We start from the raw sequence: 14248 nt of genomic DNA, 5'->3' as shown, positions 1-14248 counted from the left end.
CCGACTCCTCGACTCAGCCGTCCGGCTCCTCGGCCTCATGGCCGCACGAGGTTCTGCAGGTCGGCGTAGCGCCTGTCGCCGATTCCGTTGACCTCGCGCAGTTCGTCCACCGAGCGGAAACCGCCGTGCTCCGTGCGGTAGTCGATGATGTGCTGGGCCAGCACGGGACCCACGCCAGGCAGTTCGTCGAGCTGCTCGGCTGTGGCCGTGTTGAGGCCGACAGGCGCGGCGGGGCTCGCTCCCGTCGGCCCGGCGCCCGCCTCCGCGCCAGGCACCGCCGGAGCAGCCGGAGCCGCAGGAGCGCCCACAGCCACCTGTTCGCCGTCGATGAGCAGGCGGGCGCGGTTGAGGCCGTCCGTGTCCGCGCCGGGGCGAACCCCGCCCGCGGCCTTCAGCGCGTCGGCGACCCGGGAACCCGCGGGCAGCCGCAGAATCCCGGGGCTGCGGACCTTGCCGCTGACGTCCACGACGACCCTGCCGCCGCCCGCACCGGGCATGCCGCCTGCGCCACCCCCCTCCGGAGAGGCTGGAGCTCCCGGTGACGAAGACGGCTCCGCACCCCGATCGGGCGCCGCACCGACCACGTCCGGAGCCCGCACCGGCTGCGTACGCCCTGACCAGAAGTGCTGGGCGGCGAAGACCGCGGCAAGGGCGAGGACCACCGAGAGTGCGACCAGGCTCCGCCGCTCAAGGCCGCACCGCAGCTGAAGCCACAACGGCAACCGCTCCCGCACGGCAAGCCCCACCCGCCCCCACAACGGCGCCACGACCTCGCCACCGGTCGCGGGTGGCGCCGGTTGCTGCTGCGCCCGGTCTCGGGGCTGCGCCTGAGCCGGGGAGTGCGACACCGGCTGAGGTCGCGACACGACCTTGGCGGGACGCACGGCCTGCGGCTGAGTCGACGGTGCCGTCGCAGCCGCGGGTCGCACCGAGGCCCGCTTCCGTGTCTGAGCCGCTGCGACGTCCTGCACCTGCGGCACAGCCCGACGCCGCCGCACGGTCCGCGCCGGAGAGGGCACCTCAGCCTCAGCCTCCGCCTCCGCCTCGGGCCACGGCACAGCCCGTGAGGGCCGCACGGTCTGCGTCTGCGCCCCAGCGGTCTCCACCTGCTGCGCCGCCGACCGGTACGGCCGCACGTCCCGCGGCACCGGCCCGGCCTGCGTCCGGCCCGCCTCCTCCAGCACCGGCTGACGCCATCGCATGCCCGGCCGCTCCGGATGCGGCACCGTCACGGCCTCCGGCTGCCGCAGGGCCCGCGGATGCGACACCGGTCCACCCTGCGCCCGCCCCGCGGGCTCCAAGCCCTCTCCGTCACCCGCCCGTTCGGGCTCGCTGAAGAGTGACTCCGCGCGCTGCCGTAACGCCAGTGCCCGCGCCCGCGCCTCTCCTGAAGCGTGTCTGCGCCTTGCCGCCCGTCTGCGTGCCTGGCTGTATCGCTCGGCGCCGCCGGACGCGGGAACGCGGCTGTCGGATGCGGGGCCGCGGCCCGGTCCGCTCGTGGCGGCAGGTGTGCGTGAAAGTGATCGAAGTGCCATGCCGACGACGCTAGGCACCGCGGCGAAATCTTGTTGATCTTGGTCAAATCCCGTGGATTACCCGGCAGTTGTGGATAACCCCGCCACCCGCAAGAGCGACCTAGGTGTTCTGTTCACAGAGGTTGGTGACGATAGAGCTCTGGTTGGTCCCCCGTTAACATCCGCGGAGTCGGGTGGCGAGGAGGTTCAGGGTGTGAGCGCAGCTGGTGGCGTCTTGCGAAGCCCGGCCACGGCTCGGGTCAGTGCGGCGAGGGCCGATGAGTGGTGGCCGGCTGGCCAGGCGAGCACGGTCGTGATGTCGGGGGCGTCGACGACGGGCACTGCGACATGGTCGGGCCACTGCCAGGCGCGGCTGGAGGCGGGGATGACGAGCAGGGTCTTGCCGAGCGCGACGAGCTGAGCGAGCTGCGACTGGGTGTGCACCTCTGGCCCGGGGCCGTCGGGATAGGAGCCGTCGAGCCGGGGCCATCGGGCGATGGGAAGGTCCGGCACGTTGCCAACGTCCGCGAGGGTGAGCTGGGGACGTGCGGCGAGCGGGTGTCCGGACGGGAGGAGGGCGACTTGCCCTTCGGTGCAGAGGTCTTCGGTATTGAACCCGGCCAGGTCGTCGACCGGCCGGTGCATGAGAGCCACATCCGCGCGCCCGGTGCGCAGGAACTGCGCCTGCTCACCGACCTCGCACAGGACAACTTCGACCGGTGCCGTATCGCTGTCGGCTGCCGACGAGGCGAGGAGTCGTTGCAGCAGCTCGTGTGATGCGCCGGCTTTCGTCACCAGTACCAGTGGCCGCTGGAGATCCGCTGCCCGCCGGGTCCGGCGCGCGGCAGCCGCGACCGCATCGAGGGCTACCCGGGCTTCACGCAGCAGCACACCGCCGGCGTCGGTGAGGGCCACCCCTCGTCGGTCCCGGTCCAGGAGTTGGACGCCGAGCCGGCGTTCCAGCTGCCGGATGGCGCGCGACAGCGGTGGCTGCGCGATCCCGAGCCGCTGAGCCGCGCGCCCGAAGTGCAGCTCCTCGGCGACCGCAACGAAGTACCGCAGCTCACGGCTCTCCAGATCGTCCATACGCCTACCCCATCCACCTTGTGATACCCGCCGGGTATCACAGCGTACTGGATCGATATTGGACGAAACGGACGCCGCGCTCTGAGTATGGGCAGCATGAACAACACCAAGACAGCCCTGGTCACCGGCGCCAACAAGGGAATCGGCTTCGCCATCGCTCAGGGTCTCGGAACCCTCGGCTTCACCGTCGCCGTGGGGGCTCGTGACGACACCCGACGCAAGGAGGCCGTGGAGCGGTTGCGTGCCGCAGGCATTGAGACATTCGGAGTCGCCCTCGACGTCACCTCCGACGACAGCGTCGCCGCCGCGGCGGCGAGCATCGAGAAGGCAGCCGGGCGACTCGACGTACTCGTCAACAACGCAGGAATTTCCGGCCGCTTCGAGAACGGGGCTCAGGACCCCACGACCCTCGACCTCGACGTCCTGCGCACGGTCCTGGAAACGAACGTGTTCGGGGTCGTGCGGGTGACGAACGCGATGCTCCCGCTGCTCAGCCGCGCCGCGTCACCCCGGATCGTCAACATGTCCAGCAACATGGGCTCGCTGACGCTGCAGACCGGCCCGGTCATGGCCGCCTACACACCCTCCAAGTCGATGCTCAACAGCGTCACAGGACAGTACGCCCGCCGTTTTGCTGACACGAACATCATCGTGAACGTGGCATGCCCCGGGTATGTCGCAACCGACTTCACCGGATTCGCCGGGGAACGCACACCCGAGCAGGGCGCCGCGATCGCCCTTCGCCTCGCCACCCTGCCCGACGACGGCCCCCGAGGCGGCTTCTTCGACGACCAGGGATCCATCTCCTGGTAACAATGCGCGCGCGAGAGCGCCGAGGTGGCAGTGGGCGCACCACGCACTCGCCAGGAAGCTGGGGTGGCTTTCACACCGACCTGCTCAGTATGATCGGCGAGCCCCGGCTGGGAGAGACGGCGACCCGCGAACAGCGCACGCGTTTGGCGCGAGCCCACCCACGTTTTCCCAACCCACTTCCAAATCTCGCCACTTGACGGCGCCCACGCAACGGCCGGGTGCACGAGACGCAACTCGTGCACCCGGCCATCGTCATTTTCCGACGCTACGAGCACGCCGCACCAGGCGACTTGATCCATGTCGACATCAAGAAGCTCGGCAACATCCCCAACGGCGGCGGCCATCAGGTGCTGGGCCGCCGGGCCGGCCGAAAGAACCGGATTGGCGAGGGTTACAGCTACCTCCACAACGCCGTCGACGATCACTCACGCCTGGCCTACAGCGAGATCCTCGCCGACGAGAAGAAGGAGACCGCCTCCGCGTTCTGGATCCGGGCGCAGAACTTCTTCGGCCAGGCCGGAATCACCGTCCAACGCGTCTTGACCGACAACGGCTCCTGCTACCGCTCACGTACCTGGGCCAACACCCTGGCCGACGCAGGGATCGCCCACAAACGCACCCGTCCCTACCGCCCCCAGACCAACGGGAAAGTCGAACGCTTCAATCGCGCCCTCCTCGACGAATGGGCCTACGCCAAGCCGTACCTCAGCGAGAAGGAACGCCGCGACGCCTACCCCGGCTGGCTCCATACCTACAACCATCACCGGAGACACACCGCCCTGAAGGGGGCTGCCACCCGCCAGCCGCGTCCCTAACCTCTCGGGTCAGTACACCTAGGACGCCCCTGGGGCGACCTGGAGCGGCGACCTGGAACGACCTGAACCTGCCCCGCACGGCCCCGCTCACCCTCACCAGGGCGAAATCACGGCCCCCAACAACCCGGGCCCCGTATGCGCCCCGATCACCGCCCCGACCTCGCTGACGTGCAGCTCCGCAAGGCCGGGCACCCGGTCCCTGAGCCGGTCCGCGAGGGTCGAGGCCCGTTCGGGCGCCGCCAGGTGATGCACCGCGATATCGACGCGGTCCGCGCCGGCCCGCTCGATCACGATCTCCTCCAGGCGGGCGATCGCCTTGGACGCCGTCCGCACCTTCTCCAGCATCTCGATGCGCCCGCCGTCCAGCTGAAGCAGCGGCTTCACGGCAAGGGCCGAGCCCAACAGCGCCTGCGCGGCGCCGATCCGGCCGCCCCGGCGGAGATAGTCCAGGGTGTCGACGTAGAAGTACGCGGACGTGTTCGCGGACCGCTTCTCCGCCGCGGTCACCGCCTCGTCCACCGAGCCGCCGGACTCGGCCGCCTCCGCCGCCGCGAGCGCGCAGAAGCCCAGGGCCATCGCGACCATGCCGGTGTCCACCACCCGAACCGGCACCGGCGCTTCCTTCGCCGCGAGGGCCGCCGCGTCGTACGTGCCCGAGAATTCGGCGGACAGATGCAGCGAGACGATGTCCGTCGCGCCCGACTCGGCGACCTTGCGGTAGGTCTGGGCGAAGACCTCAGGGCTCGGCCGCGAGGTGGTCACAGAGCGGCGCTTCTGCAGCGCCAGAGCCAGGGAGCGCGCGGAGATCTCGGTGCCCTCTTCGAGCGCCTGGTCGCCCAGGACCACCGTCAGGGGTACCGACGTGATGCCGTGCCGCTCCATCGTCCGCTGCGGCAGATAGGCCGTTGAATCCGTGACGATCGCGACATGACGGGACATGCGGTGGAGGTTACCTGCCTGGGCCCGACGGCGGCAGCCCGACCCCTTGCGGTCCAGTCTGCCAGTCGCTCTCCGGGCCCTGCCTGATCGCCCCCGCGCTCACGTCGTGCTCTCGGGCCTGGCCTGCTTCTCCCAGGGATAGGAGGGCCGCGGCGTCGGCGGCGTGATGGCGGGCCGCGCCTGCTCCTGCGACGCGGACGACTCCTGCTCCGACGGCTCCGTCCACGTCTGCTCCGCGGCCTTGCCCGCGTCCGCCGCCTGGTCGGGCTCGGGCCACGCGGCGGGGGTCTGCGCGGGCGCCGGTTCCTTCGTCCAGTGCCGCAGCGCGCCCGTCTCCAGGTCGATCTGCGAGCTCAGCGAGTCCAGATCGTCGTCCGCGAAACGGTGGGCCCGGTCGCGCACCACCCACCGCAGCGAATCCGCCGACTTCGTGATCTGCTCCGTGCGCTCCCGCAGGGCGGGGAGGCGCTGGGTCAGGGCCGTCCTGTCCGGGTCCCGCTCAAGGCGCCTGAGCTCTTCGTCCAGCTCGTGGCCGTGCGCGCTGAGCCGCTCGAAGAGCCCCAGGGACTCCTTCAGCGAGACGTCTTCGACGGCACCCGCCCGCAGGGCGTCCTGCGTGGCCCGCATCGACGTACGCAACGAGAGCCTCAGCTGGGCCAGTTCGGCGGTCGGGCCCACCTGCGCGAAGCTCCTCGCGCGCAGCGTCGTGTCCTCCACCGACCGGCGCGCCTGCGAGATCGTGCGGTCCACGCCGCGCTTGGCGGCACCGACCGCCTTCACCGTCATGTACACACCAAAAACCAGAAACAGCACTACGAGCAGCGCCACGATCACGCCCACGGCCTCCATGACGCTCCTCCCGGATCCTGCGGCGAGTTCCGCACCGACCCTTCCACGGTAAACGCAAAGGGCAGGTTGGGGGTTCCAGTGGAACCCCCAACCTGCCCGTAGGGGACTACCCTCATATCCCCTCGCGTACCGCGTGTCTCTAGGCCGGGACGATGTTCACCAGCTTCGGCGCCCGCACGATGACCTTGCGGATCCCGGCACCGTCCAGCGCCGCCAGAACCCTCTCGTCGCCCAGGGCCACCTTCTCCAGCTCCTCGTCCGAGATCGAAGGGGAGACCTCCAGGCGCGCCCTGACCTTGCCCTTGATCTGCACGACGCAGGTCACGGTCTCGTCCACGACGTACGCCGGGTCGGCCACGGGGAAGTCCTGGTGGACGACCGAGTCGGTGTGACCCAGCTTGCGCCACAGCTCCTCGCCGACGTGCGGGGCCAGCGGAGCGATCAGCAGCACCAGGCGCTCGGCGACCGGGCGCGGCAGCGTGCCGCCCTCCTTGGTCAGGTAGTTGTTCAGCTCGGTGATCTTGGCGATGGCGGTGTTGAACCGCATGCCGTCCAGGTCCTGGCGCACACCGTCGATCGCCTTGTGCAGGGCGCGCAGCGTGCCCTCGGCGACGTCGGACTCCGCGACGTCCGCGACCGTGACCTCACCGGTCGACTCGTCGACGATCAGACGCCACATGCGCTGCAGCAGCCGGTACTGGCCGACCACCGCGCGCGTGTCCCACGGGCGCGAGACGTCCAGCGGGCCCATCGCCATCTCGTACAGACGCAGGGTGTCCGCGCCGTACTCCTCGCAGATCTCGTCCGGAGTGACCGCGTTCTTCAGGGACTTGCCCATCTTGCCCAGCTCGCGCTTGACCGGCTCGCCCTCGAAGAAGTACTGGCCGTCGCGCTCCTCGACCTCGGTGGCCTGGACCGGGAAGCCACGGCTGTCGCGGTACACGTAGGCCTGGATCATGCCCTGGTTGAACAGCTTGTGGAACGGCTCGCAGGACGAGATGTGCCCCAGGTCGAACAGCACCTTCGACCAGAAGCGGGCGTACAGCAGGTGCAGCACCGCGTGCTCGGCGCCGCCCACGTACAGGTCGACGCCGCCGGTCGGCTGCCCCTCGCGCGGGCCCATCCAGTACTGCTCGACGGCCGGGTCGACCAGCTTCCGGTCGTTGTGCGGGTCCAGGTAGCGCAGCTCGTACCAGCAGGAACCGGCCCAGTTGGGCATCGTGTTCGTCTCGCGGCGGTACTTCTTGGGGCCGTCGCCCAGGTCCAGGGTGACATTGACCCAGTCCTCGTTGCGGGACAGCGGCGTCTCCGGAGAGGTGTCCGCGTCGCCGGGTTCGAAGGTGCGCGGGGAGTAGTCGTCGACCTCCGGCAGCTCCAGGGGCAGCATCGACTCGGGCAGCGAGTGGGCGATGCCGTCCTCGTCGTAGACAATCGGGAAGGGCTCGCCCCAGTAGCGCTGACGGCTGAACAGCCAGTCGCGCAGGCGGAAGTTGACGGTGCCCTCGCCGATGCCGCGGGTGGCCAGCCAGCCGGTGATGCGCGCCTTGGCGCCGGCGACGTCCATGCCGTCCAGCGAGATCTCCTGGTTGGCGGAGTTGATCAGCTTCGCCTCGTAGGAGGAGAAGGCGTCGTCCCACGTCGACGTGTCGGTGCCGCGGTCGTCGGACGGCTCGACCACGCAGCGCATCGGCAGGTGGAAGGCGCGCGCGAAGGCGAAGTCTCGGCTGTCGTGCGCCGGGACGGCCATGATCGCGCCGGTGCCGTAGCCCATCAGGACGTAGTCGGCGATGAAGACCGGGACCTGCTCGCCGCTGACCGGGTTGGTGGCGTAGACGCCGGTGAAGACGCCGGTCTTCTCCTTGGCGTCGGCCTGGCGCTCCACGTCGGACTTGGAGGCGGCGAACGCGCGGTACTTGGCGACGGCTTCGGCCGGGGTGGCGTGCCCGCCGGTCCACGTCTCGTGGGTGCCCTCGGGCCAGGCGTCGGGGACGACCTTGTCGACCAGCTCGTGCTCGGGCGCCAGGACCATGTAGGTCGCGCCGAACAGGGTGTCCTGGCGGGTGGTGAAGACGGTGATGGCCTCGTCCCCGGAGCCGACCGGGAAGTCGACGCGGGCGCCTTCGGAGCGGCCGATCCAGTTGCGCTGCTGCAGCTTGATGGCCTCGGGCCAGTCCAGGCCGTCCAGGTCGTCGAGGAGGCGGTCCGCGTACGCCGTGATGCGCATGTTCCACTGGCGCAGCTTGGCCTTGAAGACGGGGAAGTTGCCGCGCTCGGACCGGCCGTCGGCGGTGACTTCCTCGTTGGCCAGGACGGTGCCCAGGCCGGGACACCAGTTGACGGGGGCGTCGGAGGCGTACGCCAGGCGGTACTCGCTCAGCACGTCGGCGCGCTCGTTGGCAGTCAGCTCGCTCCACGCGCGCGTGGAGCCCGGTACCGCACGCTCACCGCTGTCGAACTGCGCGACCAGGTCGGCGATCGGGCGGGCCTTCTTCGTCTCCCCGTCGTACCAGGAGTTGAAGATCTGCACGAAGATCCACTGGGTCCACTTGTAGTAGTCCGGGTCGATCGTCGCGAAGGAGCGGCGCTTGTCGTGGCCCAGGCCCAGACCGCGCAGCTGCGTCTTCATGTTCTCCATGTTGGCCTCGGTGGAGGCCCGGGGGTGCGTGCCCGTCTGCACGGCGTACTGCTCCGCGGGCAGGCCGAAGGCGTCGAAGCCCAGGGTGTGCAGGACGTTGTGGCCGGTCATGCGCTGGAAGCGCGCGTAGACGTCCGTGGCGATGTATCCCAGCGGGTGGCCGACGTGCAGGCCCGCTCCGGAGGGGTACGGGAACATGTCCATGATGAACTTCTTGGGCTTGGCGACCAGCGCGGCCTGCGCGTCGCCGTCCGCCGCCAGGTCGCCGGTCGGGTTCGGCGCCTCGTACGTGCCGTCGGCGTCCCAGAAGTCCTGCCAGCGTGCCTCGATCTCGGCGGCCAGGGCAGCCGTGTAGCGGTGCGGCGCGGCCACCTCGGTGGCGGCAGCGGAATTCGTCTCGCTCATGATTGTCAAAGCTCCATCGATCGTCTCTGCCTGCGGAAATGACCGTCCTGGCCAAATGAAAAAGCCCCTCACACAGGAGGGGACGCCGCGCCGATGCCGACCGCGATTTTCCGGCGGTCGGGACTGATCAGCGCGGCCCGCTAAGCAGAAGGCGTACGGCACGCATGGCGTCAGGGTACCGCAGCGCTCACGTGGCCCGCGACGAGGTTCCACCGCACCGCCCCGCACCACCCCGCGCCGCCCCCTGGCCCGCCGAAGGCCCGGAACCCGACCCTTGGCCAAAGGTTACTCCGCGTACCGACCACTATCGGGGCAACACCAAGATCGCGTCGCGTTTAGATAACAACGCAATAACTCAAACCTCGTACTCACTGGTATGCGGCCACTTAGCATGCGGCGATCGAGCCATTTCGGAGTCGCCCCCATGAACCCTCTGAATTCTCCTCGCAAGAGCCGCACCAACCGCTCCAACCGCAAGAGCCGTTCGTTCGCAGCCTTCCCCGAACCGAGCAGAACCACGCGCGGAGTCCTGACCACCGCCGCACTGCTGCTCATACCCCTGCTCGTCATAGTCGGCAGCGACGCCTTCCGCGCCGCCCTCGACTTCACCACCGGCGTCCTGTCCCTGGTCTCCCTGACCGCCGCCGTCGTGTGGGGCCTGGTCGCCACCGACCGGCTCTTCCTGCACTCCCGTCAGCGACTGCTCGCCCAGGCCGTGCACCGGGCCACCGCCGTCGCCTCCATCGGGTCCCTTCTGCTGCACGTCAGCGTCAAACTCGCGCTCGACCACGTGTCGCCCGTCGGCGCCCTCATCCCCTTCGGGCTCGGCTTCTCCGGCAGCGATGGCCTCATCGGCCTCGGCTCGCTCGCCGGGCTCCTCATGGTCGTCACCGGCGTCACCGGGGCCCTGCGCAGCGCCTTCGCCTCGCCCGCCCAGGTCGCGTCGCGCTGGCGGGCGCTGCACATGCTCGCCTACCCCGCCTGGTGTTCGGCCCTCGTCCACGGCCTGTACGCGGGACGCGCGCCCAAGCCGTGGGTGATCGCCCTGTACTGCCTCTGCCTGGTCGCCGTCGCGGGTGCGGTCGCGTTGCGCGCGGCCCCGCTCCCGGTCAAGCGAAAGGTGGCCGCCCGGATCCTGGCCTTTCTCGAACCGGAGGGCAGGGTGCGCGGTCGGCAGCCCGTACACCGGGACACCACCGAGTCCCCGCTCCCCGGTACGGCCGCCGATCCCGGCCGCGCCCCCGAACCCGTACCCGACCCTCCGGTGGTCGGCATCGCGGCGGCCTACCGCGTCCTCGCCTCCAGCAGCCGGCCGACAGAGGCGGTTCCCACCGATCCCCCGATGGACCCCCCGCCGCGCTGGCCGTCCCCTTCCCCGCCTCTCCCGGCCGAGGCCCCGCACATTCCGTACGACACCTCGTACGACACCCACACCACGGCGTACGACCCCCCGGACGCCCCCTACCGCTCCCACGACACCGCGTACGACCCGCAGTACGACGCGGCCCACAACCCTCCGTACGAGGCCCCGTACCAAGCCCCGTACGACAGCGGTCCCGCCACCGAACCGCTGCCCCACACCTTCCAGGCGCCGAGCTCGGGCGAGCCCTGGAACGCCGCCACCGGAGGACCCAAGTGAACGCGTCGCTGCCCGACGTCCCCGAAGTCCGCGTCGTCGGGCTTCCGCTCCTGACCTCGGGCTTCGATCTGGTCGAGCGCCTTGATCTGGCGATGCACCTGAAGGTGCACGGCCCGCTCGAACCCATGGCGGGCGAGTCCCTCGCCGGTCTCTCCGAGGCCATCTCGCTGCGCGGCAGGGGCGGCGCGGGCTTTCCCTTCGCCAAGAAGCTCCGCGCGGTCGCCGACGCGGCGATACGTCGGGGCGTGCGCCCCGTGGTCGTCGTCAACGGCAGCGAGGACGAACCCGCCTGCCGCAAGGACACCGTCCTGATCAACCGCGCCCCGCACCTCATCCTCGACGGCGCTCTCCTCGCCGCCGAAGCCCTGGGCGCCCGCACGCTCGTCGTGGGTGTGACCCGGGACTCCACCGAGTCCTCGATGCTCGCCGCGCTCGCCGAGCGCGGCCTCACCAACCGGCGCGGATCGACCATCCGCGCGCGCGTGCAACGCAATCCGGTGCGCATGGTGACCGGAGAGTCCTCGGCCCTGGTCCGCTCGGCGGACGGCGGTCCGCCACTGCCGCCGGGACGCAAGGTGCGCACCTCCGACTCCGGAGTGGGCGGCGCGCCCACGCTGCTGTCCAACGCGGAGACCTTCGCGCAGCTCGCGGTCGCCGCCCGGACGGGCGCCGACCGCTACTGCCGCACCGGCCTGCGGGAGGAGCCCGGCACGGTGCTGCTCACCGTCTCCGGAGCCGTCGCGAGGCCCATGGTGGTCGAGGTTCCCACCGGAGTGCCCCTGCAGTACGTACTGCAGCTCGCCGGCGCCCCGCCGCTCCCCCAGGGCGTCCTGACGGGCGGCTATCACGGCAAGTGGCTCGACGCGGTCACCGCACATGACGCGGTCGTCTCACGCGCCTCCCTGGAGGCCTGCGGCGGCGCGCTCGGCGCGGGCGCCATCCTGCCGATCGGACCCGGCACCTGCCCGCTCGGGGAGTCGCTGCACGTGGCGAACTGGCTGGCCGGCGAGAGCGCGGGCCAGTGCGGCCCCTGCTACCTGGGGCTCCCCGCGGCGGCCCGCGGTCTCGCGGACGTCCTGGACGGCGGCGGCCCCACCGCCCTGGAGGCGCTGCGCGAGGTGACACGGGCCGTGAAGCGGCGCGGCGCCTGCAAGCACCCCGACGGCACGGCGGCCTTCATCGACTCCAGCATCTCGGCGTTCACGGACGACCTCGCCGCGCACGTCCTCGGCGGCGGCTGCGGCCGCCCCGTGGAGGGTGTCCTGCCGCTCCAGGAGGAGACCCCGCAGGCCGAGGCCCCCAGCGGCCGCAGGCTCGCCGTCGACTGGACCCTCTGCCAGGGCCACGGGCTGTGCGCGGACATCGTCCCCGAGCTGATCCAGCTGGGCCCCGACGGCTTCCCCTCCGTTGCGGAAGCGTCCGTACCGCGCTACTCCGAAGCGCGAGCCGCACGCGCCGTACGCCGCTGCCCCGCACTCGCACTGCGCGTCGAGGAGGACCCGTCCGTGCCCTCACCGCGCACGGCGCTGCCGCTCGCACTCCCGCCGGGCCGCGGCCGTGGCCGCAGGGCGCTCGGCAGCGGACGCCAATGACCCTTTAGGAGACACCTCCAGAAGACACACGAAAGCGGGCCACCCGATCCGGGTGGCCCGCTCTCATCTGCTGTGGAGCTAAGGAGAATTGAACTCCTGACCTCCTGCATGCCATGCAGGCGCTCTACCAACTGAGCTATAGCCCCTTGCTTGTCCGCCCGGTTCCCCCGGCGACCTCGCCAACATTACACGGTCCTCCCCGTGCTCCACCAAATCGTTCCCGGTCTGTACCGATACGGCCGGTACTGTCAGCCTTCGTGACCGTGATCGCGCTTGTCGGCGCCCGCCGCCGCATGCCCCTCGCCGCAGGGGTGTGCCTGCTCTCCTTCACGGCCTTCTGGCTCGCGCAGCGCGCCGCGGACGTCTCGATGATCGACCTGATGGTCTACCGGGCCGAGGGCGAGACCGCGCGCGCGGGCGGCGACCTCTACGCACTGCGCACCACCGAGGCCCACCTGCCCACCACCTACCCGCCGTTCGCGGCCCTGCTGTTCACCCCGCTGACGCTCCTGGCCACGGCGGACATGCGCACCCTGGCGACCCTGGGCAACCTGCTCCTCCTGGTGGCCTTCGCACACCTCTCCCTGCGCCTCATCGGACCCGCCCGGAGCACCGAGACCGCCCTGTGGGTGTCCGCGCTCGCCGTCTGGGCGGAGCCGGTGTGGACGACCCTGCGGTACGGCCAGATCAATCTGCTGCTCGCCGTCCTGGTCCTGTGGGACCTGTCACGCCGCCCCGGCCACCGCTGGGCGGGCCTGGGTATCGGCATCGCGGCGGCGGTCAAGCTCACGCCCGCGCTCTTCGTGGTCTTCCTGCTGCTCACCGGCGCCGCCGAGGCCGTACGGCGCGGACACTGGCGCGCTCCCGTGCGCCACGCGTGCGTGGCGGGCGTCTCGTTCGCCGGGGCGACGCTGCTCGCGGCCGCCGCCCTGCCGGGCGACTCCTGGCGGTTCTGGACCCGGATGGTCTTCGAGACGGGCCGGGTCGGGCTCGCCGAGGACACCGCGAACCAGTCGCTGCGCGGCGTCCTGGCGCGGCTCCTGCACACCGACGAGCCCGGCGCCCGGTGGGCGGTGGCCGCGGCGGTGACCTGCGTGCTCGGTCTCGCGGTCGCCGTGCGCGCGGCGCTGCGCGGGGAGCGCGCACGGGCGGCGGTGGCCTGCGCGGCGACGGCGCTCCTGGTCAGCCCGGTGTCGTGGTCGCACCACTGGGTGTGGTGCGTGCCGATGGCGCTGCTCTTGTGGACGGAGGCGGTGCGCCGGGGCGGCCGGGCCCGGTGGGCGGCCACCGGCGCCGTGGTCCTCGTCTTCTGTTCGTACGCCCTGTGGTGGGTTCCCCATGGCGTGGGACGGCTTGAACTCGGCCAGAATTATGGCGAGATGACGCTGTCCGCCCTCTACGTAGGGACCGCTTTCGCCTTCCTGCTGCATGAACTACAGGGAATCGGAGGCCGGATCCGATCAGGGATCAAGCCGTGGCGAAGGAGTAGAAGCGCTTGAGCGTGCAGTGTTCGTCGAGCAGCCGTCCATAGATCGGCTCCCCTTCGAGCTCGCGGTACGTCTCGATGGGGTCGCCCTTTATGATCAGCGCCCGCGCGCACTCCTCGCACCAGTACTGGTAGTCCGGGTTGACCGGTTCCATGTCGCGGACGATGGGCGTACCACTGCCGCACCAGTCGCACTTACGCCTGTGTGCACCCATCGATCAGCTCCAGCTGCGGCCGCAGGCCGTGCACACGTACGAGACACCGCCGTTGTCGCCGAGCACTTGGGCGACATGGGACGAACCGCAGGACGGACAGGTGAGATGGGGTGCGACCGCCGCGAAGGGAGCGGCAGCGCGGCGTGGCGCGGCCACTGCGATGGGGCCGACAGCCTCATCGCGGATGCTCGCAGGCATCGCTCTCCCTCCCGTCGGGTCACATTCGGTGGTCTGGCGCGGTCCCCTTCCGGTTGTCCGAT

At 70.7% G+C, this 14248-nt stretch carries 11 protein-coding genes, 1 tRNA gene and 1 pseudogene; 5 read left to right on the top strand and 8 right to left on the bottom strand.

What is annotated here, in order from left to right:
• Positions 1 to 35: 35 nt before the first annotated feature.
• Together ACFVXC_RS21120 and ACFVXC_RS21115 are read right to left on the bottom strand one after the other, a co-directional pair.
• The gene (locus ACFVXC_RS21120; protein ID WP_389907467.1) at positions 36 to 866 is read right to left on the bottom strand and encodes a helix-hairpin-helix domain-containing protein; all 831 of its coding nucleotides are present in this window, start codon (positions 864 to 866) and stop codon (positions 36 to 38) included.
• Positions 867 to 1721: 855 nt separating this feature from the next.
• Complete coding sequence (locus ACFVXC_RS21115; RefSeq protein WP_389907237.1) at positions 1722 to 2600, bottom strand: LysR family transcriptional regulator; 879 nt, start codon at positions 2598 to 2600, stop codon at positions 1722 to 1724.
• A gap of 96 nt (positions 2601 to 2696) precedes the next feature.
• Between ACFVXC_RS21115 and ACFVXC_RS21110 the strand changes: the two genes are divergently transcribed.
• Positions 2697 to 3413 (top strand): SDR family oxidoreductase, encoded by a 717-nt coding sequence (locus ACFVXC_RS21110; RefSeq protein ID WP_389907235.1) that lies wholly within the window; start codon positions 2697 to 2699, stop codon positions 3411 to 3413.
• A gap of 254 nt (positions 3414 to 3667) precedes the next feature.
• Positions 3668 to 4250 (top strand): annotated as a pseudogene (locus tag ACFVXC_RS21105) (IS481 family transposase); the annotation flags it as partial.
• 71 nt (positions 4251 to 4321) lie between these two features.
• Here the strand turns inward: ACFVXC_RS21105 and ACFVXC_RS21100 are convergent.
• The 3 genes from ACFVXC_RS21100 to leuS all read right to left on the bottom strand — a co-directional run bounded on the left by ACFVXC_RS21100 (position 4322) and on the right by leuS (position 9056).
• Complete coding sequence (locus ACFVXC_RS21100) at positions 4322 to 5167, bottom strand: DegV family protein (RefSeq protein WP_389907233.1); 846 nt, start codon at positions 5165 to 5167, stop codon at positions 4322 to 4324.
• Between the two features lie 99 nt (positions 5168 to 5266).
• A complete protein-coding gene (locus tag ACFVXC_RS21095) occupies positions 5267 to 6016 on the bottom strand; it encodes a hypothetical protein (protein ID WP_389907231.1) in 750 nt (249 codons plus the stop codon).
• A 139-nt stretch (positions 6017 to 6155) separates the two neighbouring features.
• Positions 6156 to 9056: a leucine--tRNA ligase gene (leuS, locus tag ACFVXC_RS21090; protein WP_389907229.1), complete on the bottom strand. Its 2901-nt coding sequence runs from the start codon at positions 9054 to 9056 to the stop codon at positions 6156 to 6158.
• A gap of 424 nt (positions 9057 to 9480) precedes the next feature.
• Between leuS and ACFVXC_RS21085 the strand changes: the two genes are divergently transcribed.
• Positions 9481 to 10695 (top strand): hypothetical protein, encoded by a 1215-nt coding sequence (locus ACFVXC_RS21085; RefSeq protein ID WP_389907228.1) that lies wholly within the window; start codon positions 9481 to 9483, stop codon positions 10693 to 10695.
• Positions 10692 to 12287, top strand: a complete 1596-nt coding sequence (locus ACFVXC_RS21080) for a ferredoxin (RefSeq protein ID WP_389907226.1) — start codon at positions 10692 to 10694, stop codon at positions 12285 to 12287. The genes ACFVXC_RS21085 and ACFVXC_RS21080 overlap by 4 nt, the downstream gene beginning before the upstream one ends.
• Positions 12288 to 12360: 73 nt before the next feature.
• Here ACFVXC_RS21080 and ACFVXC_RS21075 read toward each other — a convergent pair.
• Positions 12361 to 12433, bottom strand: a tRNA-Ala gene (locus tag ACFVXC_RS21075).
• Between the two features lie 111 nt (positions 12434 to 12544).
• Here ACFVXC_RS21075 and ACFVXC_RS21070 point away from each other — a divergent pair.
• Positions 12545 to 13786 carry a glycosyltransferase 87 family protein gene (locus ACFVXC_RS21070; protein WP_389907224.1) on the top strand — a complete coding sequence of 414 codons (1242 nt, stop codon included), beginning with the start codon at positions 12545 to 12547 and terminating at the stop codon, positions 13784 to 13786.
• Here the strand turns inward: ACFVXC_RS21070 and ACFVXC_RS21065 are convergent.
• Together ACFVXC_RS21065 and ACFVXC_RS21060 are read right to left on the bottom strand one after the other, a co-directional pair.
• Positions 13755 to 13988 carry a hypothetical protein gene (locus tag ACFVXC_RS21065; RefSeq protein WP_016643127.1) on the bottom strand — a complete coding sequence of 78 codons (234 nt, stop codon included), beginning with the start codon at positions 13986 to 13988 and terminating at the stop codon, positions 13755 to 13757. The genes ACFVXC_RS21070 and ACFVXC_RS21065 overlap by 32 nt on opposite strands.
• 3 nt (positions 13989 to 13991) lie before the next feature.
• Complete coding sequence (locus ACFVXC_RS21060; protein ID WP_389907222.1) at positions 13992 to 14186, bottom strand: hypothetical protein; 195 nt, start codon at positions 14184 to 14186, stop codon at positions 13992 to 13994.
• Positions 14187 to 14248: the final 62 nt, after the last annotated feature.

The organism is Streptomyces sp. NPDC058257 (assembly GCF_042881845.1).
GTDB lineage: Bacteria > Actinomycetota > Actinomycetes > Streptomycetales > Streptomycetaceae > Streptomyces.
Note: the sequence above shows the minus strand (reverse complement) of the source record. Positions and strands in the feature narration are given on the sequence as shown.